Origin of the sequence: Halomonas sp. SIMBA_159 (assembly GCF_046536035.1) — a bacterium.
Lineage (GTDB): Bacteria > Pseudomonadota > Gammaproteobacteria > Pseudomonadales > Halomonadaceae > Vreelandella > Vreelandella venusta_A.
The window spans coordinates 1-25680 of the sequence record NZ_JAWJBT010000014.1 but is presented as its reverse complement, the minus strand read 5'-3'; the positions used below and the strand labels follow the sequence as shown (position 1 = coordinate 25680).

At 60.1% G+C, this 25680-nt stretch carries 19 protein-coding genes; 9 read left to right on the top strand and 10 right to left on the bottom strand.

What is annotated here, in order from left to right; all coding sequences use genetic code 11:
- The first annotated feature begins 1 nt into the window (after position 1).
- The 5 genes from R0J87_RS10605 to R0J87_RS10585 all read left to right on the top strand — a co-directional run bounded on the left by R0J87_RS10605 (position 2) and on the right by R0J87_RS10585 (position 4912).
- Positions 2-733: an ABC transporter permease gene (locus tag R0J87_RS10605; protein WP_253507306.1), complete on the top strand. Its 732-nt coding sequence runs from the start codon at positions 2-4 to the stop codon at positions 731-733.
- Between the two features lie 133 nt (positions 734-866).
- On the top strand, positions 867-1637 hold the full coding sequence (locus tag R0J87_RS10600) for a transporter substrate-binding domain-containing protein (RefSeq protein WP_404463468.1): 771 nt from the start codon (positions 867-869) through the stop codon (positions 1635-1637).
- Between the two features lie 339 nt (positions 1638-1976).
- Complete coding sequence (locus R0J87_RS10595) at positions 1977-2774, top strand: transporter substrate-binding domain-containing protein (RefSeq protein ID WP_498886052.1); 798 nt, start codon at positions 1977-1979, stop codon at positions 2772-2774.
- A 90-nt stretch (positions 2775-2864) separates the two neighbouring features.
- The gene (iadA, locus tag R0J87_RS10590) at positions 2865-4013 is read left to right on the top strand and encodes a beta-aspartyl-peptidase (RefSeq protein ID WP_498886051.1); all 1149 of its coding nucleotides are present in this window, start codon (positions 2865-2867) and stop codon (positions 4011-4013) included.
- 74 nt (positions 4014-4087) lie between these two features.
- A complete protein-coding gene (locus R0J87_RS10585) occupies positions 4088-4912 on the top strand; it encodes a TraX family protein (RefSeq protein WP_083025771.1) in 825 nt (274 codons plus the stop codon).
- Here R0J87_RS10585 and R0J87_RS10580 read toward each other — a convergent pair.
- From R0J87_RS10580 to purE, 3 genes are all read right to left on the bottom strand, one after another.
- Positions 4890-6515: a diguanylate cyclase domain-containing protein gene (locus R0J87_RS10580; protein ID WP_498886049.1), complete on the bottom strand. Its 1626-nt coding sequence runs from the start codon at positions 6513-6515 to the stop codon at positions 4890-4892. The two genes, R0J87_RS10585 and R0J87_RS10580, sit on opposite strands and share 23 nt — an antisense overlap.
- A gap of 141 nt (positions 6516-6656) precedes the next feature.
- Positions 6657-7811: a 5-(carboxyamino)imidazole ribonucleotide synthase gene (locus R0J87_RS10575; protein WP_498886047.1), complete on the bottom strand. Its 1155-nt coding sequence runs from the start codon at positions 7809-7811 to the stop codon at positions 6657-6659.
- A 10-nt stretch (positions 7812-7821) separates the two neighbouring features.
- Complete coding sequence (gene purE / locus R0J87_RS10570; RefSeq protein WP_498886046.1) at positions 7822-8349, bottom strand: 5-(carboxyamino)imidazole ribonucleotide mutase; 528 nt, start codon at positions 8347-8349, stop codon at positions 7822-7824.
- Between the two features lie 218 nt (positions 8350-8567).
- Here purE and R0J87_RS10565 point away from each other — a divergent pair, with 218 nt between their 5' ends.
- Complete coding sequence (locus R0J87_RS10565; RefSeq protein WP_404342743.1) at positions 8568-8840, top strand: XRE family transcriptional regulator; 273 nt, start codon at positions 8568-8570, stop codon at positions 8838-8840.
- A 54-nt stretch (positions 8841-8894) separates the two neighbouring features.
- On the opposite strand, the gene chrA is transcribed toward R0J87_RS10565, so the two are convergent.
- The 4 genes from chrA to R0J87_RS10545 all read right to left on the bottom strand — a co-directional run bounded on the left by chrA (position 8895) and on the right by R0J87_RS10545 (position 12584).
- Positions 8895-10091, bottom strand: a complete 1197-nt coding sequence (gene chrA, locus R0J87_RS10560) for a chromate efflux transporter (protein ID WP_253018052.1) — start codon at positions 10089-10091, stop codon at positions 8895-8897.
- Between the two features lie 101 nt (positions 10092-10192).
- The gene (gene ilvD / locus R0J87_RS10555) at positions 10193-11878 is read right to left on the bottom strand and encodes a dihydroxy-acid dehydratase (protein ID WP_498886043.1); all 1686 of its coding nucleotides are present in this window, start codon (positions 11876-11878) and stop codon (positions 10193-10195) included.
- A 95-nt stretch (positions 11879-11973) separates the two neighbouring features.
- Positions 11974-12267: a helix-turn-helix domain-containing protein gene (locus R0J87_RS10550; protein WP_062372690.1), complete on the bottom strand. Its 294-nt coding sequence runs from the start codon at positions 12265-12267 to the stop codon at positions 11974-11976.
- A complete protein-coding gene (locus tag R0J87_RS10545; protein WP_498886042.1) occupies positions 12264-12584 on the bottom strand; it encodes a type II toxin-antitoxin system RelE/ParE family toxin in 321 nt (106 codons plus the stop codon). Before R0J87_RS10545 ends, R0J87_RS10550 begins: the two co-directional genes overlap by 4 nt.
- Before the next feature lie 145 nt (positions 12585-12729).
- Here R0J87_RS10545 and recC point away from each other — a divergent pair, with 145 nt between their 5' ends.
- Positions 12730-16284 (top strand): exodeoxyribonuclease V subunit gamma, encoded by a 3555-nt coding sequence (recC, locus tag R0J87_RS10540; RefSeq protein WP_498886041.1) that lies wholly within the window; start codon positions 12730-12732, stop codon positions 16282-16284.
- Positions 16285-16297: 13 nt separating this feature from the next.
- Here recC and R0J87_RS10535 read toward each other — a convergent pair whose 3' ends face one another.
- Together R0J87_RS10535 and pncB are read right to left on the bottom strand one after the other, a co-directional pair.
- Entirely contained in the window at positions 16298-17869 is a 1572-nt protein-coding gene (locus tag R0J87_RS10535; protein WP_498886039.1) for an ATP-binding protein, read from the bottom strand.
- 66 nt (positions 17870-17935) lie between these two features.
- Positions 17936-19132 carry a nicotinate phosphoribosyltransferase gene (pncB, locus tag R0J87_RS10530; protein ID WP_404342755.1) on the bottom strand — a complete coding sequence of 399 codons (1197 nt, stop codon included), beginning with the start codon at positions 19130-19132 and terminating at the stop codon, positions 17936-17938.
- 286 nt (positions 19133-19418) lie between these two features.
- Between pncB and recB the strand changes: the two genes are divergently transcribed.
- Together recB and recD are read left to right on the top strand one after the other, a co-directional pair.
- The gene (gene recB, locus R0J87_RS10525; RefSeq protein WP_498886037.1) at positions 19419-23093 is read left to right on the top strand and encodes an exodeoxyribonuclease V subunit beta; all 3675 of its coding nucleotides are present in this window, start codon (positions 19419-19421) and stop codon (positions 23091-23093) included.
- On the top strand, positions 23090-25300 hold the full coding sequence (gene recD / locus R0J87_RS10520) for an exodeoxyribonuclease V subunit alpha (RefSeq protein WP_498886035.1): 2211 nt from the start codon (positions 23090-23092) through the stop codon (positions 25298-25300). Before recB ends, recD begins: the two co-directional genes overlap by 4 nt.
- A 49-nt stretch (positions 25301-25349) precedes the next feature.
- On the opposite strand, the gene R0J87_RS10515 is transcribed toward recD, so the two are convergent.
- On the bottom strand, positions 25350-25680 hold a 331-nt coding region (locus tag R0J87_RS10515), incomplete at its 5' end, for an IS30 family transposase (protein ID WP_498886033.1).

Below are 25680 nucleotides of genomic sequence, written 5' to 3'. Positions count from 1 at the left end.
CATGCTAGATATCTCTGCATGGTTTAACGATCTGCTGGCAGACAACCTGATCTTTACGCCCACCACCCTGGGCTACTACTGGGAAGGTTTGGTGACCACCACACAGCTGGTGTTTCTATCGCTGGTGGCCGGGTTAATTCTTGCGGTTCCGCTGGCCATTATGCGCAGCTCCAAGCATAAGTGGATCAGCCTGCCGGTCTACCTCTATACCTACGTGTTTCGCGGCACGCCGCTGCTGATCCAGCTCTACATCATCTACTACGGCGTTGTGTTCATCGACGGTATCCAGGAAACCTTCCTGTGGCCAGTGCTAAGAGAAGCCTTCTACCCGGCGCTTATCGCCTTTACGCTCAATACGGCGGCCTACACCACCGAGATCTTCCGTGGGGCGATCAAAGCCACGTCTAAAGGCGAGATCGAAGCAGCGCGCGCCTATGGCATGTCGCAAAACCTAATGATGCGGCGGATTATTCTGCCCAGCGCCTTTCGTCGTGCGCTGCCCGCTTATGGCAATGAAGTCATCTTCATGCTGCATGCCAGCGCGATTGCTAGCGTGGTGACACTAATGGATCTCACCGGCGCGGCACGCTTTGTGTATGCCCGCTTTTATGCGCCGTTTGATGCCTTCCTGTTTGTCGCGGCCATCTATCTCTGCTTAACCTTTGCGATTTTGTATTTTTTCCGCTTCCTGGAGAAAAAATTGCTGGCCCACCTGCGGCCACAAAATTCCTAGCTACAATAAATCCAACACGTCCAGCGTAAAACAAACGTTGGTTTATATGCAGGTCCCCCCTTTTCGCCAACCTCAACCTGGGGTAGCTTAAAGGGGATCACCTTCGGTGAACCTGTTTCTATTGGAGTATAAAATGAAAAAACTGCTGACTGTTTCCCTGCTGGGTTTGGCCGTTGCCGCGGCATCTTCTGCACAAGCACGCGACTACGACAACGTGCGCATTGGCGTTGACGTTCCCTACGAGCCGATGGAGTACCGCACCGCTGAAGGTGAGCTGACCGGTTTCGATATCGACCTGGGCAACGCCCTGTGCGAGCGCATCGGTGTTACCTGTGAGTGGGTCGAGCAGGAGTGGGACGGCATTATTCCCGGCCTGATGTCACGCAACTACGATGCGATCATGTCCTCCATGACCATCAACGACGAACGCCGCCAGCAGGTGCTGTTCTCTGACCCCTACATCACCATGCCGTCTGCCTGGTTCGCACCCAGCAGCCTAGGTATCAGCGAAGCCAATGAAGAGACCCTGGCGGGCAAAACCATCGGCGTTCAGCGTGGCACCCTGCAGGATAACTACGTCACCGATAACTTCAGCAGCGTCGCTGAAATCAGCCGCTACTCCACCGCCGACGACATGGTGTTGGATATGGAAGCACAGCGTCTGGATATCGTCTTCCTCGACTTCCCGATCGGCCAGTCCACGCTGCTAGACAGCGAAGAAGCTGAGTACGTGGTTGTAGGTGAGCGCATCAGTGAACCGAAAGAGTACTTCGGCGACGGTTTCGGTATCGCCTTCCGTCAGCGTGATGAAGCGCTGGCCGAACAGTTCAACGAAGCTCTGGCAGAGCTTCAGGAAGACGGCACTTACGATGAAATCTACGCCCGTTACTTCGGCGAAGAGTAAGCGCTAGCTGCTTCAGTGTGCCTCCCCGCTTGGGGAGGCACGCAAGCGAGACGCCATCATGCCAACACGTCACCTCTTATCCCCCGCGCTGCATGCGCTCCGCCCAGGTACCCGTGGCACCATTGCCCGTTTTTACCTGAGCGAATGGTTCGACGAATAGCCCACCCCTCCTTTTGGCATGTCCATGCCAACTCACGCCCCTGCGCGTGAACGTTGCCATGCGTGAGAAACGCACGGCACTCCTGCGCTTAGCGCACCCTATGCTGTAGCCGCCCTTTCAGGCGCTTGGCATTAAGCAACACCCACATACCTACTAATAATCGCTTCAGGAGACTGACTATGCGTTATGCAACGCTGTCCGTGGCCGCTATTCTTGCGGCAGGTGTTTCACTTTCATTGGTATCCACTGCCGCACTGGCGCGGGACTACGACGAAATCCGTCTGGGTGTCGATGTTCCTTACGAGCCGTTTATGTACCGCGAGGCCGACGGCACGCTCACCGGTTTTGAAATCGAGCTAGGCAACGCCGCCTGCGCCTATATGGAAGTTAGCTGTACGTGGGTAGAGCAAGACTGGGACGGCATCATTCCTGGCCTGCTGGCACGCAACTACGACGCCATCATGTCCTCCATGGCGATTACCGACGAGCGTGCCCAGCGGGTGCTGTTCTCCGAGGCCTACTACACCACCCCCAGCGCCTGGATCACCACCCGCGATAAAGAGATCGATATTGAAGACCGCGCCAGCCTGGAAGGCTTAACCGTCGGCGTTCAACGCGCCACGCTGCAGGATAACTACGTTACCGAACGCTACGGCGACGTGCTGGAGATCCGCCGCTATACCGGCGCGGACGATGTGGTCACCGACCTGATGGGAGGCCGCCTGGACCTCACCTTTATGGACTACCCCATCGCCGAAGCCACCATCGATATCGACACCCCAGAGAGCAACTACAAACGCATTAGCGACTTCATCAAGCAGCCCGAGGAGATCTTTGGCCAAGGCGTGGGCATGGCATTTCGCCCACGGGATGAAGCGCTCGCCGAGCGCTTTAACGAAGCCCTGCGTGCGATTAAAGAGAACGGCACTTATGATGAAATCATGAACCGTTACTTCAACTACGATGTACGCTTATAAGCGACCTGTTTCAATAGCGTGACGACACCAACACCAGCGCCGACCCCAGGTCGGCGCTTATCGTTTGCCCATCACTCTCCTGGGAAGCCCATGCTGACACTTGTAAAAAACGCCCAGCTCTTTGCCCCCGAACCTCGCGGGCTGTGCCACCTACTGATCGCCGACCAGCGCATTGCGGCAGTGCTGGATGCCAGCGAGGCGTACCAGTTGGGTACGCTTATTAAACACACCATCGACTTAGAAGGCCGACGCGTGATTCCCGGCCTGGTCGACCCACTGGTGCACTACATTGGCGGCGGCGGTGAGGGCGGCTTCGGCAACCGTACCGCTGAACTCAGCCTAGACGATGCCTGCGCTTCGGGTGTGACCACGCTGATTGGCGCGCTGGGCACCGATGCCCTCACCCGCACCCCCGCCAACCTGATTGGCAAAGCGCGAGAGCTGGCCGCAGGCGGGCTAAGCACCTATGCCTACACTGGCTCTTATCAGCTACCGCCGGTGACGCTGACCGGTTCGGTGGCCAGCGACATTCTCTATATTCCGGAATTTATCGGCGTGGGCGAAGTGGCGATTAGCGACCATCGCGGCTCCCAGCCCAATACCCAAGAGCTTACTCGGCTAGCCTCCGACGCCCGCACCGCCGGGCTGCTGGCAGGCAAATCGGGCATCGTGTTCATTCACACGGGCGACGCCGACTCCCACCTGGAGCCGCTGCGCCAGGTCGCCAAAAACAGCGCCATTCCGCTGGCCCAGTTCTACCCCACTCATATCAACCGCACCGGCGCGCTATTTGAAGATGGCCTGCGCTTTGCCCGTGAAGGTGGGCGCATCGACTTCACCACCAGCACCACGCCGGAGCTGCTGGCCGGTGGCGAAGTACCCGCCTCTGAGGCGGTGGCGCGGGCGCTGAAAGCGCGGATTGAGCCCAGCCAGCTCAGCTTCTCCTCCGATGCCAACGCCTCGCTGCCGGAATTTGATGACCAGCATCGGTTTATTGGCCTAAAACCCGGTAAACTCAGCAGCCTGTTTGCAGTGCTGGGCGAGTGCGTCAACGACCACCAGATCAGCATGGAGCATGCGCTGCGCTGTGCATCCACCACCGCGGCCGATGCCCTGAAGCTACCCCAAAAAGGCCGCCTTCAGCCCGGCGCGGATGCGGATTTTATCGTGCTAAGCGAAGAACGCTGGGCCATTGATCACGTCTGGGCGCTGGGTAAACCGATTTTCAGCGCAGGCTAATGCCCCATCCCCCAGCGAACTTGCTCAGCCATACCGGGTCTTTACTATCACTTAACCACATACAAGGAGGTAGCATGGCTGAATCGACGGCGGCTCACGCAACGCCACAGGCAAGCACCGCAGAGGTGTTCCGCCCCTCTTCCCACTGGACCGCCTGGGGGCAGTGGCTGGCGCTGTTTACCATGACCGTGGACCACCTGACCCGCTACGTGCTGCCAGGGGACTGGGATTTAGGCTGGGCAGGCTCTTCGATTGGGCGCATTGCGTTTCCGCTGTTTGCCGCCATGGTGGCGTGGCACGGCTTGTTTAATACGCGTAATCCGCTGCGCTATTCTCGGCGAATTTTGATTATCGGACTCGCCGCACAGCTGCCCTATATGCTGATGCCCCGCGCCTCCGATGCGTTTATCTTGAACGTCTGCTTTACCCTGGCCAGCGGCTTGGCGCTGGGTGCTCTGGTGCGCCAAGGCTGGCAGCACTACCAGCAGCAAACCTTGGGGTTAGGCTGGCTGATGCTGGGAGCCGCCGTCGGCGTAACCGTGTGGTACCTGCTGGGCTTCTGGGTGGAGTATGGCCACAACGGCCTGCTGCTGATCCCGCTGTTTATGTTTGCCATGCAGGCGCTCAGCGAAACTCGTAACGTGCTGAAATCTCGCCTCTGGGCGGGGCTGGCGGCGTTTCCCGTACTGTGGATTGCCGGGCAGATGAACGCGTCTGATATGGCTAAATCCTTTACTGTCGCCACCTGCGTCATCGTGCTAATGCTGGCCGCCGGTGCCGCTCAGCGCGTGCCCCCCGTGGCGCTTGAGATGCCGCGCCGCCTATGGCTTGCCTGGTACCCCGGGCACTTTGCGTTGATCGCCCTATGGCTGCTGCTTAGCGGTCAACTGGCAGGTTAGGCGCCTGCTCAGCGACCCGTTTATTCACTTCATCTCGCATCCAGGGCTGGTAGCGGCGCAGCCGCGCCCGGCCTTCGGTCTTCGCCTGATACATCGCGGTATCCGCTTGTTTGAGCACATCGGCATGGTCGCAGGCCGTAGCATCAAAACAGGTGTAGCCCATGCTCGGCGTCACCTCGACCCAGCGGCTCTCTAAGCGGTATTCACCTGCCAGCGCCTGCTGCACTGTTTCCATATAGCGGGCGGCCGCTGCGTTTAACGCCTCACTCTCCGTCACATCAAACAGCGCCAGCAGCACAAATTCATCGCCGCTCAGACGGGCGGCCATATCATCGTTTTGCAGACACGACTCCAATCGGCGCGCTACCTGTACTAATAAGTCATCCCCTGCTGCGTGGCCCAGGGTGTCGTTAATCAGCTTAAAGCGGTCCATATCCATAAACATCACCAAGCCACCGCGCTGGTCGCTGTCCTGCTCGTTACATAGCGCCTCTAATCGCTCGATAAACAGCCGCCGGTTGGGTAAATCGGTCAATGCATCGTAATAGGCTTGGCGGTAAATAATCGCCTCGCTGCGCTTTCGCTCGGTGAAGTCTTCAATAATCGCCACACCGCCCACCATTTGGTTGCTGGCGCTGTGCACACCATTGAAGAACGCCCGCAAGGGCGTGCCCACACTGGATTTGGGCAGTTGATAAGTGCCTTCGTAGTAGCCCGTGCCTTTCTCCAGCGCATCCCTCGCCGCCTGGGCAACCCCACGGTCGGCAGAGCGGTCCAGCATGCGGTAACCCAGTAGCTTGGAACGCTCCACGCTTAGAATATCTAACAGCTTGCTGTTGCAGTCGGTGATCTGCCCTTGCTCGTCAAAGTGCAGCACCCCCAGCGGCGAATGCTGAAAAATAGAGCGGTAGCGGTTCTCACTTTCGCGCAGCTGCGCCTCGCGGGCGGCCATGTTCACCCGCAGGGCGATATTATCGTGAATGGTGCGGCTAAAGCGGCGGCTGGTCGCCATAATTAAGCCTAAAAACAGCACCAGCATCAGACCAATCAAAATGGAGAGGGACGAGCCCTGGAGCAGAAATTGAAACTTCAGGGGCAGTAGAATGGGCAGTACAAAGCCAATGGCAATCCACCACACCGAAGAGAGGGTGGTCACGCCCCCTGCCGCAATCCCGGCCAGCACAATCGAGAGTGCGGCAATTTGGCCGGGGTGATCGTGGCTAAACAGCAACACACCCGAAGCCCCCCACACGCACCCTGAAGCAATGGCACCGATGGCAAACCAACGCAGCCAGCGCTGGCGCTGCTGCTGTAGCGCGGGCAGGCGCTTAAAGCGCTGGGCTAGCAGCAATCTAAACACTGAAATAACCGCCAGCACCGTAAACCACCCTAGCAGTAGCGCGGCATCCACCACCGGCCACATGGCCGCTACCAGCAGCCCACCCGCCAGCACGCTGCTCAGCACCGGCTGCCAAAGATTATCGTAAAGCAGGCGCACTTTTTCACCGCGCAAACGCTGCATGGTGATGTGATGGTCACGCTGATAACCACTGCGCAGCCCGGAGGCCGTCGCCGTGGCGGCGAGGGGTATGGGGGGCGACATACAAACTCCCTGTTCTTCAGTCGGCTTAACGCCAATCTTATTGGTTAGGCTTTTTTTAATACATCTGTTTTAGCACGTTTAAGTCACAAAAGTAGTGACCATCAGAAATTAAAAAGCCGCCTTTTCAGGCGGCTTCGTTGTTCATAACGTAGATTCAAAACTCCACTCAACGGGGGGCGCATCGGGTATCAACGCCTGACAAGCACGCACTTTTTCAAGCAGCTCGGCGTGACTCGACGCCACGACGTTAACGTGAGCCAGCTTACGCCCTGGGCGCTCGGCTTTGTCGTAGCGATGCAAGTGGGTGTCGGCAATGGCTAGCAGCGCGGCATTATCGCCTTCCAGGCCAATCACATTCACCATGCAGGTAGGTGCAACGGCATTCGTTGCGCCCAACGGCAAGCCTTGAATAGCCCGCAGGTGGTTCTCAAACTGGCTGGTGACCGCGCCGTCCATCGTCCAGTGGCCGGAGTTATGCACTCGCGGGGCCATTTCGTTGGCCAGCAGGCTGCCGTCACGGGTTTGGAACAGCTCCAGCGCCAGCACGCCCACGTAATCCAGCTCATCCAGCAGCACACGAATGTAGTTATCGGCCGCTTCTTGAACGCTGGCGTCCAAATCCGGTAGCGGCGCCACGGAGTAGCGCAGAATGCCGCCCACGTGCTGGTTTTCCGCCATGGGGTAGAACACCACATCCCCATCGCGGCCGCGCACCGCAATCATCGATACTTCGCGCACAAAATCAACGAACGCCTCGACGATCAGCTGCGTATGACCAATCGATTCCCACGCCTCTTGCGCCTGTTCCGGTGCTTTCAGCACCGCCTGCCCTTTGCCGTCGTAGCCTTCCGTGACCGATTTGGCCACTACCGGGCAACCAAGCTCAGCGGCGGCGGCAGCGAGCTGCTCAGCGCTTTCCACCACGCGATAGGCCGGTGTGGGAATACCCAAGCGATCAAACAGCGTTTTCTCTTCTACACGGTTTTGACACACCGCAATGGCGCGACTGCCGGGATAAACCGGCTTGTGCTGCTCAATCTGCTTTACCAACTCAACGGGGAGGTGCTCGAATTCGTAGGTCACTACATCGACCTTATCCAAAAACGCCCCCAGATGCTGGTTCTCCGGGTCGACAATCACCTCACCGATACCCGCACTGGGGTTACCGGTGGTATCTAAAAAGGTGAAGGTGTTACCCAGAGGATAGCCCGCTAGGGCCAGCATGCGGCCTAGTTGGCCTGCGCCTAGTACGCCAATATTTTTTGCAATCATACCTTCTGCCATCTGAGTGCTCATATTGGGCAACCTATTGTGCTGGCTGGTTAGATGCAGGTGCATCGGGCCGCGGATCAGGGTTATCCAACACCAATTGGGTCTGCTCGGCGCGGAACGCCTCAACAGCTTCGCGCACGGCGCTGTCCTGAAGGCCCACAATTTGTGCGGCCAGCAGGCCTGCGTTGGTGGCACCGGCTTTGCCAATAGCCAGGGTGCCTACCGCAATACCACCCGGCATTTGGGCGATGGAAAGCAGTGAATCCAAGCCCTTCAACGCTTTAGACTCCACCGGCACACCCAGCACCGGCAGCGCCGTTTGTGACGCGACCATACCCGGCAAATGAGCGGCACCGCCGGCGCCTGCCACAATCACCTGCAGGCCACGCTCAGAGGCACTTTTCGCATAGTCGAACAGCAGGTCGGGTGTGCGATGCGCCGATACCACACGGGTTTCATAGGCAACGCCCAACCGCTCTAACATCGCCACCGCGTGCTCCATGACCGGCCAATCAGATTTCGACCCCATGATCACGCCCACCTTAGGTGCGCTGTTCGACATGCAAAACTCCTCGGCCAACGGCCTACTTAAGCAAAAAAGCAGTGAAAAAAGCCGCACACAGCGCGCAGCTCACTCAGAAATAGGAAGGCACATAGTTTACCAGAGCCACGGGCATTTGCGGGCGTTAGCGTGGTCGTGAAATTTTCATCAAATTAAGCATTGAAAACCCCGCGACTTGGCGGCATTGTGTGCTTGTCATTTCCGACTGATGGAGTCACATGAGTACGGCATACTCAACTGCTCACGCAGAAACGATGGATCCTCCGCGAAGCAGCCCTGACCTCGATGTCAGGGAACTAGAAAAACGTACGCGCCTCATGCGTATTATCACCCGCCTGATCGCCGTATCAGACCTGGGAAGCCGCGAAATAGCCCGCCAGGCTGGCTTACCCGTTCAAAAGATCAGCGACCTGCTCGCCGGAAGGCTAGAGCATCTGGACATCAATGAGCTTAATGTCCTGCGTCGCACGTTAGAGCTGGAGGCGCCATAGCAGCCACGCCACCGCCACGCTAACTATCACCGCTTGAGCATCTTCCCGCCCCGGTTACTGGGGCGGAATCATGACGCCGCCCAACGCCACTACGATGACCACCAGCCAAGCCGGCAGTTTCCACACGGTGAGCAGCAAAAAGCCCGTCAACGCCAGCACGAACTCGTAAGGCCCAAGAATGGCGCTGGTCCACACCGGCTGATAGAGCGCCGCGCCTAAAATACCCACCACCGCCGCATTGGCACCACGCATCAGCGCTTGAGCACTGCTCCACTGGCGAAACTGATTCCAAAACGGCAACACGCCGACCAGCAGCAAAAATCCCGGCACAAAAATCGCCAGCAGCGCCAACAGCGCGCCAATCACGCTGGGTATCCCTGGCAGCAGCGCCCCCAAGTAAGCAGCAAACGTAAACAGCGGCCCCGGCACCGCCTGAGCTGCGCCGTACCCCGCCAAGAACTCATCTGCCGTGACCCAACCCGATTGCACCACTTCCGCTTCCAGCAGCGGCAGCACCACATGGCCACCGCCAAATACCAGCGCGCCTGAACGGTAGAACGCATCGACGACGTTCAACCAACCGGTGCTCGCCGCTAACAGCGGTAAGAGCACCAACAAAGCGGCGAATAAACCTAATGCTAGCGTGCCCGCTCTACGCGTTACCGGGAAGTGCAGCGATTCGCTAGACGATGCTGCAGCACTTTGGCGACAAAGCAGCAGCCCCGCCACGCCACCTAGCACAATCGCCGCCACCTGCCCCAACGGCCCGCTGACCAGCACTACCGCCAACACCGCTGCCAGGGCAATGCCCGTGCGGGTTTTATCCGGGCAGAGGTTACGCGCCATGCCCCACACCGCGTGGGCCACAATGGCCACCGCAACCACTTTTAAGCCGTGAATGATGCCGCTGGCCACGGGGCCATCCAGCACTGCCGCGCCCAATGCAAACAGCACCAGCACGATGGCAGAGGGCAGCGTAAACGCCAGCCACGCCATTGCCGCCCCCCAGGGGCCTGCGCGCATCAACCCTAAGGCAAAGCCTACCTGGCTACTGGCGGGACCCGGCAAAAACTGGCACAGCGCGACCAAATCCGCGTAGGCCTGCTCGCTGAGCCACTGGCGGCGTTCGACAAACGCCGTGCGAAAGTAGCCCAGGTGCGCCACGGGGCCACCGAACGAGGTCAGCCCCAGCGCCAAAAATGCCCAGAACACCTCGTTGGCCCGCCCTCGAACCGGATTCTTTTCTGACATCGTGCCCACCGTTTACCCATTAAAAAGCGCAAAGCGTTCAGGGTACGCCTTGCGCTTGACGACTTAGTGACAGCCTAATCGTGCCGGTGACTCTTCACAGATTATTCTTGGTCGGTCACCGCACCGGTACTGGCCGAGCTGACCAATTTGGCATACTTCGCCAACACGCCTTTACGATAGCGCGGCTCAGGCTGTTGCCAGGCCGCACGGCGGCGCATCATCTCCTCATCGCTGATATGCACATCAATGGTATCGGCTTCGGCATCAATGGTGATCGGGTCGCCATCTTCCACCAGCGCCAGCGGGCCACCGTCGAAAGCTTCCGGCGATACATGCCCCACCACGAAACCGTGGCTGCCTCCGGAGAATCGGCCGTCGGTAATCAGCGCCACGTCGTTGCCCAAGCCACGGCCCATGATGGCCGAGGTAGGCGTGAGCATTTCACGCATGCCGGGGCCGCCTTTCGGGCCTTCGTAGCGAATCACCACCACATCGCCCGCCACTACGGTGCCATCGTTGATGCGCGCCTGGGCTTCCTCTTCCGAGCCAAACACCCGCGCCGAGCCGCTAAAGCGTGTGCCCTCTTTGCCGGTAATCTTCGCCACCGCCCCTTCTGGCGCTAAGTTGCCAAACAGAATACGCAGGTGGCTTTCAGCTTTAATCGGGTTACCTAGCGGCGCGATGATTTGCTGATCCATCGGGTAGGACTCAACATCAGCGAGGTTCTCCGCCAGCGTCTTGCCAGTCACGGTTAAGCAGTTGCCGTTGAGCAGCCCAGCATCCAGCAGGATTTTCATCAGCGGCTGGATACCGCCAATCGCCACCAGCTCGCTCATCATGTAGTGGCCGCTGGGGCGTAGATCGGCTAGTACCGGCACACGCTTACCGATCTCGGTGAAATCGGCCAGAGTCAGCTCGACACCGATGGTGCGCGCCATACCAATCAGGTGCAGCACCGCGTTGGTGGAGCCCCCCAGGGCAATTACCACGGTCACGGCGTTCTCGAACGCCTCGCGGGTCATGATATCGGAAGGCTTAATGTCTTGAGCCAGCAGCGCCAGCACGGCTTCGCCAGCGGCTTTGCAGTCGTCGCGCTTCTCTTGGGAGATGGCGTTTTGCGCTGAACTCCCCGGCAGGCTCATACCCAGCGCCTCAATGGCCGAAGCCATGGTGTTGGCGGTGTACATCCCCCCACAGGAGCCAGGGCCAGGAATCGCGGTCTCTTCGATGTTTTTAAGCTCGATCAGGTCGATGTCGCCACGAGAATGGGCGCCCATCGCTTCAAACACCGAGACAATATCGGTGTGCCCTTTGCCGGGCATAATGGTGCCGCCGTAAACGAACACGCTGGGGCGATTGAGTCGCGCCAAGCCCATCACACAGCCCGGCATGTTCTTATCGCAGCCGCCAATCGCCACCAGGCCATCAAAGCCTTCGCAACCCGCCACGGTTTCAATCGAATCGGCAATCACTTCCCGCGAGACCAGCGAGTACTTCATGCCTTCGGTGCCGTTGGCAATGCCATCAGAAATGGTAATGGTATTGAATACCACGCCTTTGCCACCGGCGGCATCGGCCCCATCCCGAGCAAGCTCCGCCAGCTCACCAATATGGCTATTACACGGCGTCACCATGCTCCAGGTAGACGCAATACCCACCTGAGGCTTTTGAAAATCGTCATCGTTGAAGCCCACGGCGCGCAGCATGGCGCGGCTAGCCGCTTTACCGGGGCCATCCACTACTTGGGCAGAGTGGCGGCGGGTATTATGGTTGGTCGGCTCGGTCATCACGGACTCCTCTCAATGGCATGGCAAAGGGCACAGCTTGGCGGCGGTAAGCCGATGACGCAAGGAGAGTTCCAATATTGCAGCACGCTGACTGCTTAATGGGCTGGCTGTTTTTGTTGTTCAACATGTACCGTCAGCTCAAAACCACAGGCGTGTGCATAGCGCTGTAATGTTTTCCAGCCGGGGTTACTGCTTCCCCGCTCCAAGCGGCTAATGTTACTTTTTTGTGTATCCAAGCGTTTGGCAAGCTCTTCTTGGGTCAACCCGGCACGCTGGCGCATAGAAATCAGTGTGGAAGCCAAGGCAAACTCCGGTGCCAAACGCTCATACTCCGCCTCTACTTCTGGGTTTTGAAGCGCCTGCTCTTTTAGTGCTTTTAAGTTCATCATGACTGCACCTCGCGCTGTCTTGTCCGCGCTAACGTTAACGCCTGACGCGGCGTTTTTTGGCTTTTTTTGACGAACGCATGAAGAACGACAATATGTTTCCTATGCACATAACAAAACAGAGAACGGCCAATTCCCTCTTTTGCCTTTGCCCTAATTTCAAACAAACCGTCGCCCATAGATTCCGTGTGTGGTGGCCCAAGGTTAGCGCCATGAGTCTCTACCATCTCCAGTAACCGGAGCATTCTGGCCTGTATTTTGGGCGGCATACTTAAAATTTCTTGCTCGACACCTGGATAAAACTCAACCTGCCACTCCATAGCATAACCCCGCTCAAGTTATCTTTTATGATAACCCAGCGTGCATAAAAGTTCCTACTCCAGATACACGCGAGTACCCCCAACTTATGGCACCATAGCGTCACCGCTACCCGTGACGCTGATTGCCGTGAAGGAACGCCGCCGTATGCCTGCCAATGCTTTGTTCTCCCCCACTTCGCTCCCCCCCGGTTTTATGGTGGTACATGCTAACCGTTTGGAAGATTTACGCGGTTTGGCGGTGGAGTGGATGCGTCGCCAGCCGTTGGGGCCGTTGGAGAACGAAACCATTCTGGTGCAGAGCAACGGTATTGGGCAGTGGCTGAAACTGGCGTTGGCGGAAGACCCTAAGAACGGCGGCGCGGGCATTGCGGCGGCACTAGAGGTTATGCTGCCCGCGCGGTTTCTATGGCAGGCCTACCGCACGGTGCTCACTCACGTGTCGCAAAACGCCGATGCCGTGCCGGAAACCTCGCCGTTCGATAAATCACGCTTGGTATGGCGGCTGCTGCGCCTGCTGCCTACCCTGGCTGGGCAGCCGGTATTTGAGCCGCTGGCGCAGTTTCTAGAAATCGACCGCGACCAGCGCAAGCACTACCAATTAGCCGAGCGGCTGGCGGATTTGTTTGACCAGTACCAGGTCTACCGCGCCGACTGGCTGAACGCCTGGGCCAACGGCCACGATGTGCTAATTACAGCCAGAGGCGAGCACCGCCCGCTGGAAGAGCACCAGCGCTGGCAGCCCGCACTCTGGCGCATCCTGCGTGACGATGTGGCTGCCACCCAAGGCGATGCCGGGCTGAACAGCAGCCGCGCTCAAGTTCACCAGCGCTTTTTGAAGGCCACCGAGCACCTGGAAGGCCAAGACTGCCCGCCGGGGCTGCCCCGGCGGCTGATCATCTTCGGTATCTCATCGCTGCCCCAGCAAACCCTGGAAGCGCTGGCGGCGCTCTCTCGCTGCTGCCAAATCGTGCTGTGCGTTCACAACCCCTGCCAGTTCTACTGGGCGGATATCATCGAGCACAAAGACCTGCTGCGCGCCCAGCGCTACCGTCAGCGGCGCAAAACCGGCATGCCCGAAGCGCTGGATGTACTGGGCACCGGCGATGCCGATGACGCCCTGCACCTGCACGCCCAGCCGCTGCTAGCCGCCTGGGGCAAGCAGGGCCGCGACTACCTGCGCCTGCTCGATGAGCACGACGACGCAGGCAACTACCAAACCCTATTCGAGCAGCAGGCGCTGCGCATCGATATGTTCGAGCCGTTCAGCGGCGAGGATCGCCACTGCCTGCTCAGCCAGCTGCAAGACGACATCCGCGAGCTGCGCCCGGTGGCAGAAACGCAAGGCCACTGGCCCGCACTGCCCATGGACGATGACTCCATCGTGTTCCATATTGCCCACGGCCCCCAGCGGGAAGTGGAGATTCTCCACGACCAGCTGCTGGCCGCCTTCAGCGCCGACCCACACCTGCGCCCACGGGACATCATCGTCATGGTGCCGGATATCGACCGCTACGCGCCGCACATCGAAGCGGTGTTTGGCCAACTGCCCACCGACGACCCGCGGCACATTCCCTACACGCTCTCCGACCAAGCCAGCCGCCACCGCCTGCCGCTGATGATTGCGTTGGAAAAGCTGCTACGGCTGCCGGAGCTGCGCCTGTCGGTGAGCGATTTACTCGACCTGCTGGATGTACCCGCCCTGCGCCAGCGCTTCGGCCTAGAAGAGCGCGACCTGCCGGTGCTGGAGCGCTGGATGGAAGGCGCGGGCATCCGCTGGGGGCTTAACGCCAAGCAGCGCCAGCGGCTGGAACTGCCCGGCGGGCTAAGCCAAAACACCTGGGCATTCGGCCTACGCCGCCTGCTGCTGGGCTACACCGTGGGCGACGGCCACGCGTGGCAAGGTATCGAACCGTTTGATGATATCGGCGGGCTGGAAGCGGGCTTAGGGGGGCCGCTGGCGACGCTGTTAGAGAAGCTCGAAGCCACCTGGGAGAGCTTCTGCCAACCCACCGATGCCGCTACTTGGGTCGCGCGGCTACGGGAGCTGCTGGAAACCTTCTTTCTTACCGACGACGCCCAAGAGAGCATCATGCTCACCAAGCTGGAGAGCGGCTTGCAGCAGATGCTGGAAAGCAGCCGGGAAGCCGAACTCAACGACCCGCTGCCGCTCTCTATGGTGCGGGAGCACTGGCTGGCACAGATCGATGAACACAGCCTTTCCCAACGCTTCTTGGCCGGAGCGGTCAACTTCGCCACGCTGATGCCCATGCGCGCCATTCCCTTCAAGCGGGTGTGCCTACTGGGCATGAACGACGGCGAGTACCCCCGCTCCCAGCCGCCGCTGGATTTCGACCTAATGGGCAGCGACTACCGCCCCGGCGACCGCTCCCGCCGGGAAGACGATCGCTACCTGTTTCTGGAAGCGTTGCTCTCCGCCCGCGACCAGCTCTACGTGAGCTGGGTCGGCCGCAGCCAGATCGACAATACGCCGCTGCCGCCCTCGGTGCTGGTGAGCCAACTGCGAGACCACTTAGAAGCCGGCTGGCAAACGGAAAACGGCGCGCCGCTGCTGGAAACACTCACCACCGAGCATCCGCTGCAGCCTTTCAGCCGCGCTTACTTCAACAGCCCAGCAAGCCGGCTGTTCACCTACGCCCACGAATGGCGCGAGGTGCACGCCCCACGCACGCCACCCGCCGCTAGCCGCACGCTGCCAGCCCCAGAAAACGCCCCCACCAGCCTCTCGCTTGGGCAGCTAGGCAGCTTTCTGCGCGAGCCGGTGCGCAGCTTCTTTAATAATCGCTTGGGGGTCTATTTCGAGCAGGAAGCCATCGCCGAACTGGACGCCGAGCCTTTCGCCCTGGATGGCCTGCAAAACTGGCAGCTCCAAGACCAGCTGATTGCCGCCCAGCGCCACGCGGTGGATAACGGCCAGCCGCGCATGCAAGCATTGCACGAAGCATTGGAGCGCTTTCAAGGTCAAGGCGTGCTGGCCATGGGCGCGTTCGGCGAACGCATGCGCGCAGCACTCGCCGAACCCATGGAGGCGCTTTTCAACGCCTACGAAGAAGCACTAGACGCGTGGCCGCATACCCTGCCCGACACCATGATTCACTTCGAAGCCCACGGCCTCACATTAGAAGAGCCCCTGGGCGAACTGCGCCAGGATGAAGCAGGCCACCGCTGCCGCCTGCTGCTGCTGAGTAGCAGCCTGATTAGCCAAGGCAGTGGGCGCGGCCAGTACCGCTGGAGCCACCTGCTGCGCCCTTGGGTTGCGCACCTAGCGGGCAACCTGGATGGCCCGATGACGACGCAACTGCTCTCCAAAGCGGGGCATGTCACGTTAGCGCCAGTGGATGCCGAGACCGCTCGCCAGCATTTAGAAACCCAGCTAGCCGCGTGGCAAGCGGGCCTAGAAACCCCGCTGCCGCTCGCACCGCAAGCCGCGTTTGCTTGGCTAAGTAAGCAAGGCACGCCGGATATGGCGCAAGAAAAAGGCCGAGAAAGCGACGCCTACGCCGCCGCTGAAACCGCCTATGAAGGCGGACGCTACCAAACTGGTGAAGTAGCCCAAAGCGCGTATTTAAGCCGCCAGTGGCCCCGCTTCGAGCGCCTGTTCTTCGAGCAAGCCAACGGGCACACCTTTGCTACGCTCACAGAAACGCTCTACGCGCCGCTTCATCAGGCGGTCAAAGGGTAAACCAGCGTGGGTGTTACATAGCGTCGAGCGTTTCCACATCGAACGCCACAATCTGGCGTTTGGCACTGGAGAACTCGACGCCGATCAGGTGTACGGGCTTGCCAGAGGCGCGGTACTTGTCCGCATACCCTTTGTGTTTGATTTGCGCCAGCGCCTGACCTTCCGGCAGCTGCTCCACCACTTTGAACTCGAACAGGTAGATATGCCCACCAAAATCCACGCTCATATCCACCTTGCCGTGGTGGCTGGCATCTTCCACCGTCACATCCAGGCCCAGGGCCGCGAAGTGGCTGTAGAACACGCTCGCATAATGGCCTTCGTAGCGAGCAATCGGGTTGTTGCGATACCAGTCGTGAGGGAGTCCTGCATAGAGCGCCTTTAGATGCGCTTTTAGCCCGACAAGGTCATGCTGGCTTAAATGGCGGAACAGCGTCCTGCGTTCACGAGGGGCATTTTCGACTCCCAGCGATGGCAGCAAGGCGTGGTTGAGACTGGTTTCGACTTCACGGTTAGGAAAGCCCAGCGTGTACTGGCGGTATCCCAGCAGCGGCTCCTCTACCTGCTGGATGGTCAGGTAGCCGGTTTGAAACAGCAGACCTTCGGTACTGATCTGATCCACATCGAACTGGCTGAGCAGTTCATACTCAGTTTCCCAATGATCTAACGAAGGCGTAAATACCCCACGCTGTTTAAGAATATCGACCAGGAACGTCGGCGTGGCAGACTCAAACCAGTACGGCGCAAACTCGCGCTTTTGAAACAGTAACAGCACATCGAAGGGGTTGTAGACAGACACCACCTCGCGCCCACCCCAGCGGTAGCCATTGTACCACTGACGAATGGCCTCACGATCCAAGCCAGGTAGCTCCGGCGCGAACACCTTGTCGATGTCTTCGTCGGTATAGCCGCAAATCGTGCTGAAAGGAGCGTCTAAGGTGATATCGTTGAGATTGTTCAAGCCCGAAAATAGGCTGACCTTGCTGAACTTTGATACGCCGGTGAGCAGCACAAAGTGCAAATGAGGATCGGCGTCTTTCAGCACGCTGTAGAGGTTTTTCAGCCCTTCGCGCACCTCCCGAGCACGCCCAGGTTCCAGAATGTTATCCAGAATCGGCTTGTCGTATTCATCGATCAGCACCACCACCCGCTGACCATATTGCTGGTGGGCAATGCGAATAAGGGCGGAAAACTCGCCGGGAATATCGGCCTTATGGTGTTGAGTAATGCCAAGCCGCTCACGCTGCACTCGGAGCTGATCACGAATACGCTCATCGAGCTCTTCACGGCTCTGCATGACGCCATCGGCAAAGCTGATACGAATGACCGGGTAACGCTGTTGCCAGTCCCACTTATCGTGAATATAGAGCCCTTCAAACAGCGCCTGGCGGCCCTCGAACAAGCAGCGCAGCGTATCCAGCAACAGGCTTTTACCAAAGCGGCGGGGCCGCGAGAGAAAGTAGTATTTGTTCTGGTTAACCAAGCGCTCGATATGCGGGGTTTTATCGACGTAGTAATAGTCGCCCTCACGGATATCCGAGAACGTCTGAATCCCGATGGGTAGCTTACGGCGATGGGCATCCTGCACGGCGGCCTCCAGAACAAAAAACAGCGATATGAAAAGCAGTTTAGCATGCGGCTGATTCGGGCAGCGTCAGATCAGCGGGCTTTCATCCCCCTTTCCACCCAGCGATAAAATGCGCTTCGCCAACGCAATCATCTCCGGGTCGCCGGTGTTCTTAGTGGGCACATCGGACAGCTTCACCACTGGCAGCCAGCCTTGCCCTTCGGGGCGGGCCTCGACCATTTTGATCACCATGTTCATGGGCGCCACGCCAATATCGTTGGTGAAGTTGGTGCCAATGCCAAAGGCCATGCCAATCCGCCCCTGGCAGAAGGCGCGGATGCGCTCCACTTTTTCAGGCGTGAGGGCATCGGAGAAGATGATGGTTTTGCTCAGCGGGTTAATTCCCAGGCGCTGGTAGTGGGCAATGGTGGCATCGGCAAATTCAATCGGGTCGCCGCTATCGTGCCGCACGCCGTCGAACAGCTTGGCGAACTTCTTATCGAAGCTCTCGAAAAAGGCGCGGGTAGTAAAGGTATCGGTCAGCGCGATACCCAAATCCCCCCGGTACACGTCCACCCAGTGCTCCAGCGCCAAACTGTTGGCCATTTTGAAACCAAAGCGAGCGCCGTGGAACATAAACCACTCGTGGGCGTGGGTGCCGATGGGCTTCACCCCGTGGCGCATGGCCAGCAGCACGTTGCTGGTGCCGCTAAACGCCTCGCCGCCGTAGTGGCGCAGCGCTTTGACGACCCGGTCGTGCACCGCAAACGAGAAACGCCGACGGGTGCCGAACTCGGCAATCTTCAGCCCATGCTGGCGGTACAGTTCGATTTTCTCCCGCGTGCGCTGCTCGATGAGCGCTTCGTCATCTTCCGACACGCTCACGCCGCGCAGGTGATACCAAAGCTCGCTGATCAGCGCCATCAGCGGCACTTCCCATAAAATGGTGCGGTACCACGGGCCTTCCATCACCACCGAGAGCTCGCTGCCCTGCTGCTCGATCGTCACTTCGCTGGGGTCGTAACGAAAGCCCGCCAGAAAATCGAGATAGGTGGGGTCTAGGTAAAGGCAGGTGGTTTGCAGGTAGCGCTTCTCTTCATCGGACAAGCGCAGCGTCGCCATGCGATCCACTTCACCGCGCAGCGCCTCACCAAAACCCTCAGGAAACGCATGCTCGCCGCGATTGATAAACGCGTAGCGGGCATGGGCATAGGGGAAGCGTTTAATCACGGCATTCTGCATCGTGATCTTGTAAAAATCGTTATCCAGAAGCGAGGTCAGCATGAGATCCCTTCACCAGCATCAACAGATCGCCAAGAGCGGCTAGCCCGCTAGATTACCAGTTGGCGACGATACCTCACAGCCTAACCCCTGTTTACTGTGGCTTACGGCCATGGAAGCCGAGCGTGCCTACCTGTTTACAACGAATTCGACACCGTCTTTCAAACCAGCCTCTAACGCTGCTTTGCTCTTTTGCCCAGCTCTTGGCAACGCGATATAGTGCCGGTGCCTTTGGCTACCCGCCAAAGGCGCTTTGCTTTCCGCCTGCCGTGATGTTCGGAGAATGAGAATGAGCCAGCCCACCCCGCTGAACCCGCTTACGCTACCGCTTCACGGCAGCCGTTTGATTGAAGCCAGCGCGGGCACAGGGAAAACCTTCACCATTGCGCTGCTGTATGTGCGCTTGGTGCTGGGCGGGCAGCACAGTGAAGACGACACCGCCTTCATACGCCCGCTCACCCCGCCGGAAATTTTGGTGGTCACGTTCACCAACGCCGCCACGCAAGAATTACGCGAACGTATCCGCCACCGGCTGGTGGAAGCGGCGGCGGTGTTTCGTCATCAGGGTGAAGACTCACTTCTGCTAGCGCTGCGCAGCCAATACCCCGAGGCCACGTGGCCCGCCTGCGCCCGCCGCCTGGAGCTGGCTGCCGAGTGGATGGACGAAGCCGCCGTTTCCACTATTCATAGCTGGTGCTACCGCATGCTGCGGGAGCACGCCTTCGATAGCGGCAGCCTGTTCTCGCTCAATTTGGAAAACGACCAGCAAGAGCTGGAACAAGAGGTAGTGCGCGACTACTGGCGTACCTTCTACTACCCTCTGGACGCCGAAGCACTAGGCAGCATTACCGGTTACTGGAAGTCGCCGGACCAACTCCACGGGCAGGTGCGCAAACTGCTGGCCGAAAGCGAGGCCCTAGGCAGCCCACGCCCCGCGCCCGAACACACCCTAAGCGCCGCCCAAGCCGAGCGCAGCGCTCGCCTAAACGAGCTAAAAGCTCCCTGGCCTGCGTGGCTGGATGACCTAGTACCCGCACTGGAAGACGCCGCCAAGCGCAAAGCCTTCAAAGGCCAAAGCTTCAACGCCAAAAGCCGCGCCAACTGGCTAGGCGCGCTGCAGGAGTGGTGCGACAGCGACGCCACCCGCCCCGCGCTCACCGATGCCGCCTGGAAGCGCCTCACCCCAGACGGCATGGCCGAGATATGGAAAGAGGGCGCGCCCCCTTGCCCCGCCGCCTGGGAAGCGCTGGCCGAGCTGCCCGCCGCGCTAAACGCCCTGCCCGAGCCGCGTAACGACCTGCTGATTCACGCCGTGCAGTGGTGCAAAGTGCGCCTGGAGCGGGAGCAAGAGCGCCGCGCCGAAATGGGCCCTAACGACCTGCTCACCCACTTGGACCGCGCCCTGCAAGGCCCCAATAAAGAGGCCCTGGCCGCGCAAATACTGCGCCAGTTCCCCGTGGCGCTGATCGACGAGTTCCAGGACACCGACCCCATCCAGTACCGCATTTTCAACGCGGTGTACGAGGTCGCCAAGCCCCGCCGAGACGCCGCCATGCTGCTGATCGGCGACCCCAAGCAGGCCATTTACGCCTTTCGCGGCGCGGATATCTTCACCTACTTAAAAGCCCGCGAAGACACCGCAGGCCGCCACGTGACGCTGGGCACCAACTACCGCTCCAGCCGCGCCATGGTAGAGGCGGTGAACTACTGCTTCCGCTACGCCGATGAGCACCCGGCCGGGGCGTTTCTGTTCCGCGAAGAAGGCGGCGACAACCCGCTGCCGTTTCTGCCGGTAGACGCCAAAGGCCGAAGCGAACAGCTCATTCACCAGGGCCAGCCGCTGCCCGCCATGACGCTCTGGCTGCTGGCCGCCGACGAGCCGCTCTCCAAAACCGCCTACCAAACTGAGATGGCCGAATGCTGCGCCTCGTACATGGCGGAACTGCTCAGCGCAGGCCAGCAAGGCACGAGCGGCTTTCAAACCGACGACGCGCTCACCCCGCTCAAGCCCTCGGATATGGCGGTACTGGTGAACGGCCTGCAAGAAGCCCGCGCCATTCGCCAAGCGCTGGCCAGCCGTGGGGTGAAGAGCGTGTATCTTTCTGATCACGATAAGGTGTTTAGCTCGCCCATGGCCGCCCAGGTAGAGCGCTGGCTGCGCGCCTGCGCCGAGCCGCTGGCCAGCTCCCGCCAGGCCGAAGCGCACCTGCGCGCCGCGCTGGCCACCCCGGTACTGGGGCTAAGCTTGGCAGAGCTGGACCACCTGCAGCAAAACGAGCTGGCCTGGGAAGAGCGGGTAGAGCAGTTCAGCCACTACCACCGCCTATGGCAGCGCCAGGGCGTGCTGCCGCTGGTGCGCCGCATGATGGTGGATTTTGATATTCCCGCCCGCCTGCTGGCGGAGTTTGAAGAGGGTGAGCGCTTGCTCACCGACCTGCTGCACCTGGGCGAACTGCTGCAGCAGGCCAGCGCAGAACTGGATGGCGAACACGCGCTGATTCGCTTTCTGTTTGATGCCATTGCCGACCCGGAAAGCCACGGCGACAGCCACAAACTGCGCCTGGAGAGCGACGCGGATTTGGTCAAAGTGGTCACCATCCACAAATCCAAAGGACTGGAGTACCCGCTGGTGTTCCTGCCCTTCATCGCCAACCACCGCCCGGTCAAAGCCGAAGATGTACCGCTGCGCTGGCACGACGGCGTGGGCAACCTACAGCTCAGCCTAGAAGCCGATGACGCGATACTCGCCACCGCCGACCGCGAACGGCTGGGGGAAGACCTGCGCAAACTCTACGTGGCGCTTACCCGCGCCCGCCACGCCACCTGGCTGGGGCTGGCCCCGCTGAAAGACCTGGAGAACAGCGCGCTGGGTTACCTGCTAAAGGGCGGCAGCGCCCTTTCACCGGAGGCGCTCAATAACGCGCTTGGTGAGCTGGTGGAAGGCAGCGAGATACAGATTCATCAACCACCCGCGCCCACCGCAGAGCGCGTTGCCCTAATGGAGCAAAGCAGTGCGCTGGGCCACGCCCGCACGCCCACGCGCCCCGCCAAAGAGCACTGGTGGATTGCCAGCTACTCCGCTCTGCGGCTTTCCGGCACGCTCACCGCCCCGGTGCTGCCACCGCTGGAACCCACCACCGCCCAAGAAGCCACCGCCTTTGAAGTGCTGGATGAACCGCAGGATATATCTCAGCCGGAAGCGTATCACCTGCACAAATTCCCCCGTGGCCCCGGCCCCGGCACCTTTCTGCACGGGCTGCTGGAGTGGGCGGGCAAGCAAGGCTTTAATACCGCCGCGAATGATATGAACGCCCTCAACGACATGCTATGGCGACGGGTACAGCTACGCGGCTGGCAGGCGTGGCAAGAACCGCTGGCGGGCTGGCTAAGCGCCCTGCTCACCACGCCGCTACCGCTGGCCGCACCCACCCCGCAAAGCGTGGCGCTGAATGAGCTGGAAAGCTACCAAGTAGAGCTTGAGTTCTGGTTTGCCGCCAAGCGGGTGAACACCCAAGCCATCGATGCGCTGGTGAGCAAGCACTTACTGCCAGGAGTAGAGCGCCCCGCGCTGGATGCCGACACCCTGAACGGCATGCTGAAAGGCTTCATTGACTTGGCCTTCGAGCACCAGGGGCGCTTTTACGTGCTGGACTGGAAATCGAACTACCTAGGCCCCAACGACAGCGCCTACGAACCCGAGGCCCTGCGCCACGCGCTGCTCGCCAAACGCTACGACTTGCAGGCCACGCTCTACTTACTCGCCATGCACCGGCTGTTAAAAGCACGACTGCCGGATTACGACCCGCACCAGCATTTGGGCGGCTCGATGACGGTATTTCTACGCGGCAGCCGCAGCCCTGGGCGCGGCGTGGTGGGCGAACCCGCCCCGGTTGAACTCATCGAAGCCCTGGATAGCCTGTTTGCAGGCGAGCCACACGCCACCCAGCAGGAGGCCACGGCATGAGCCGCCAGCACGACACCCACACCTTCGATATGTTCGGCGAAGCCGCCAGCGCCCACCCGGCACTCGGCAGTACCCCGGAACTGCTGGCCCTGTGCGAACGCTGGGTAGCGCGAGGCTGGTTGCGGGATTTAGACCGCGCCCTGGTGCGCTTTCTCGCCAGTGAAGCCCCGGACGCCCCCACACTGCTGCTACTGGCGGCAGCACTTGCCAGCCACCAGCTAGGCCGCGGCCACGTATGCCTGGATATTAACGCCACGCTCAACGCGCCGGATTTCGCCCTTTCGCTACCGCCCGAAGGGGACGACCTCACCGACCCGCCGCCGCTGCCCAGCGACGTGCTGGCAACACTTACGCTCAGCGAATGGCAAGCCGCCCTGCACCACCCGCTGCTGACAAGCGAAGGCCCCGGCAACACGCCGCTGGTCGTAGTGACCACTCACTCAGCCAGCAGCACCCCCAGCACGCGGCTCTACCTGCGCCGCTACTGGCAGTACGAGCAAAGCCTGCACCAACACATCGCCGCACGCTTGGAAGAGGCGAATGACGCCAGCGCCTCGGGGTTACTCCCCCAAGCCCTGAACATACTGTTCAAGCAACGCAACGGCCTAGACTGGCAAAAAACCGCCTGCGCCCTGGCCGCCCGCAGCCGTTTCGGCATTATTACCGGCGGCCCCGGCACCGGCAAAACCACTACCGTGGTACGCCTGCTCGCCCTGCTGCAAACCCTGCAACTGGCCCAGCACCCCAGCCAGCCGCTACGCATTCGCCTAGCCGCCCCCACAGGCAAAGCTGCCGCCCGCTTAAATGAATCCATCGCCGGGCAGGTGAATGCGTTACCGCTCGCTGAGTTGGCAAAACTATTCAGTGAATACTCACCTGCGGCGGCAGCCAGCGAGATCACGATTCCCACGGAAGTGACCACCCTCCACCGCCTGCTCGGCGCACGCCCCGACACCCGCCACTTCCGCCACAGCGCCGCCAACCCGCTGGCGCTGGATGTGCTGGTGATCGACGAAGCCTCGATGGTGGATATCGAAATGATGGCCGCGACCCTCAGCGCCCTGCCCGCCCACGCCCAGTGCATTCTGCTGGGGGATAAAGACCAGCTCGCCTCGGTAGAGGCAGGCTCGGTACTGGGCGACCTATGCCACCGCGCGGAAGCCGCCTACTACACCCCGGCCACCGCCGAATGGCTGGCCCAGGCCACCGGCCAGCCGCTGCCTGAGGATTTCATCGACCCCGCAGGCCAACCGCTCGACCAAGCCATTACCATGCTGCGGGTAAGCCACCGCTTCAATGAACACAGCGGCATCGGCCAACTTGCCAAAGCCATTAACCAGCCGGGCCATGCGCAAAGCGAACGGGAAAAACAGCAGGCGGTAAGCGCCGTGCTGCGCCACGGCTACCCGGATATTCACCATTTGGTGATGAGTGACGACGCCGCGCTGGATAAGCTGGTGATTCACGGCAGCCCCAACGGCTTTGCAGGCAACGGCGAAGGCCGCACCGACCGCGAAGGCCAGCCCATCGCCCCGCCCACTGGCTACCGCCACTACCTCAACGTGCTGCAAGCCCAGCGCCCTCCGAGGGAGTCGTTCGAGGAAAACCAAACCGCTTTTGACGCCTGGGCCAGCGAGGTGCTCAGCGCCTACAGCCACTTCCAACTGCTGTGCGCGTTGCGCAAAGGCCCCTGGGGAGTAGAAGGGTTAAACCAGCGCATCGCCAGCACGCTGCGTAGCGAAAAGCTGCTGTACGGCAGCGACTACACGCTAGAGAAAGGCTGGTATGAAGGCCGCCCGGTACTGGTCACCCAAAACGACTACGGCCTGAAACTAATGAACGGCGATATCGGCATTACCCTGGCCGTGCCCGACCCGCGCAATCCGCAGCAGAAGCTATTAAGAGTCGCCTTTCCTTCATCAAGTGCCGCCAGCGACACCGAAAAGCCCATCCGCTGGGTGCTGCCTTCCCGCCTGCACGCGGTAGAAACCGTGTTTGCGATGACGGTGCACAAATCCCAAGGCTCGGAGTTCTTGCACACCGCCCTACTGCTACCGCCCACCCTAAACCCCATCCTGACCCGCGAGCTGGTGTACACCGGCATCACCCGCGCCCGCGAATGGCTCACGGTGGTGGAAGCCAAACGCGGGGTGTTGAATGAGGCGGTGGTGAGGGAGGTGGTTAGGGTTAGTGGGGTTGGGGGTTAATTGAAACCGACATCACTAGTTATAGTAGTGTCGGGTTTCGGCCCTGAATTCAAACATTAAGCGCAGCACCCGCGGTTTCCAGCGCTCCTGAATACTCTCCCAGGAACACTTGTGCCGGTGTCCGATACCCCAAGCGTTTTCTGGGGCGATTATTCAGCTTGGCAACGACTCGCCTCAGTGCTGAGTCGCTCACCTTTCGGAAGTCCGTCCCTTTCGGGAAATATTGGCGAATCAGTCCGTTGGTGTTTTCATTGGTGCCACGCTGGCATGAGCGGTACGGGTCGCAAAAATAGGTCTTGGCCCAGACGGCCTTGGCAACCTGTCGGTGCTCGGCGAATTCCGAACCGTTATCCAAGGTGATGGTCTGCACTGCACCTCGG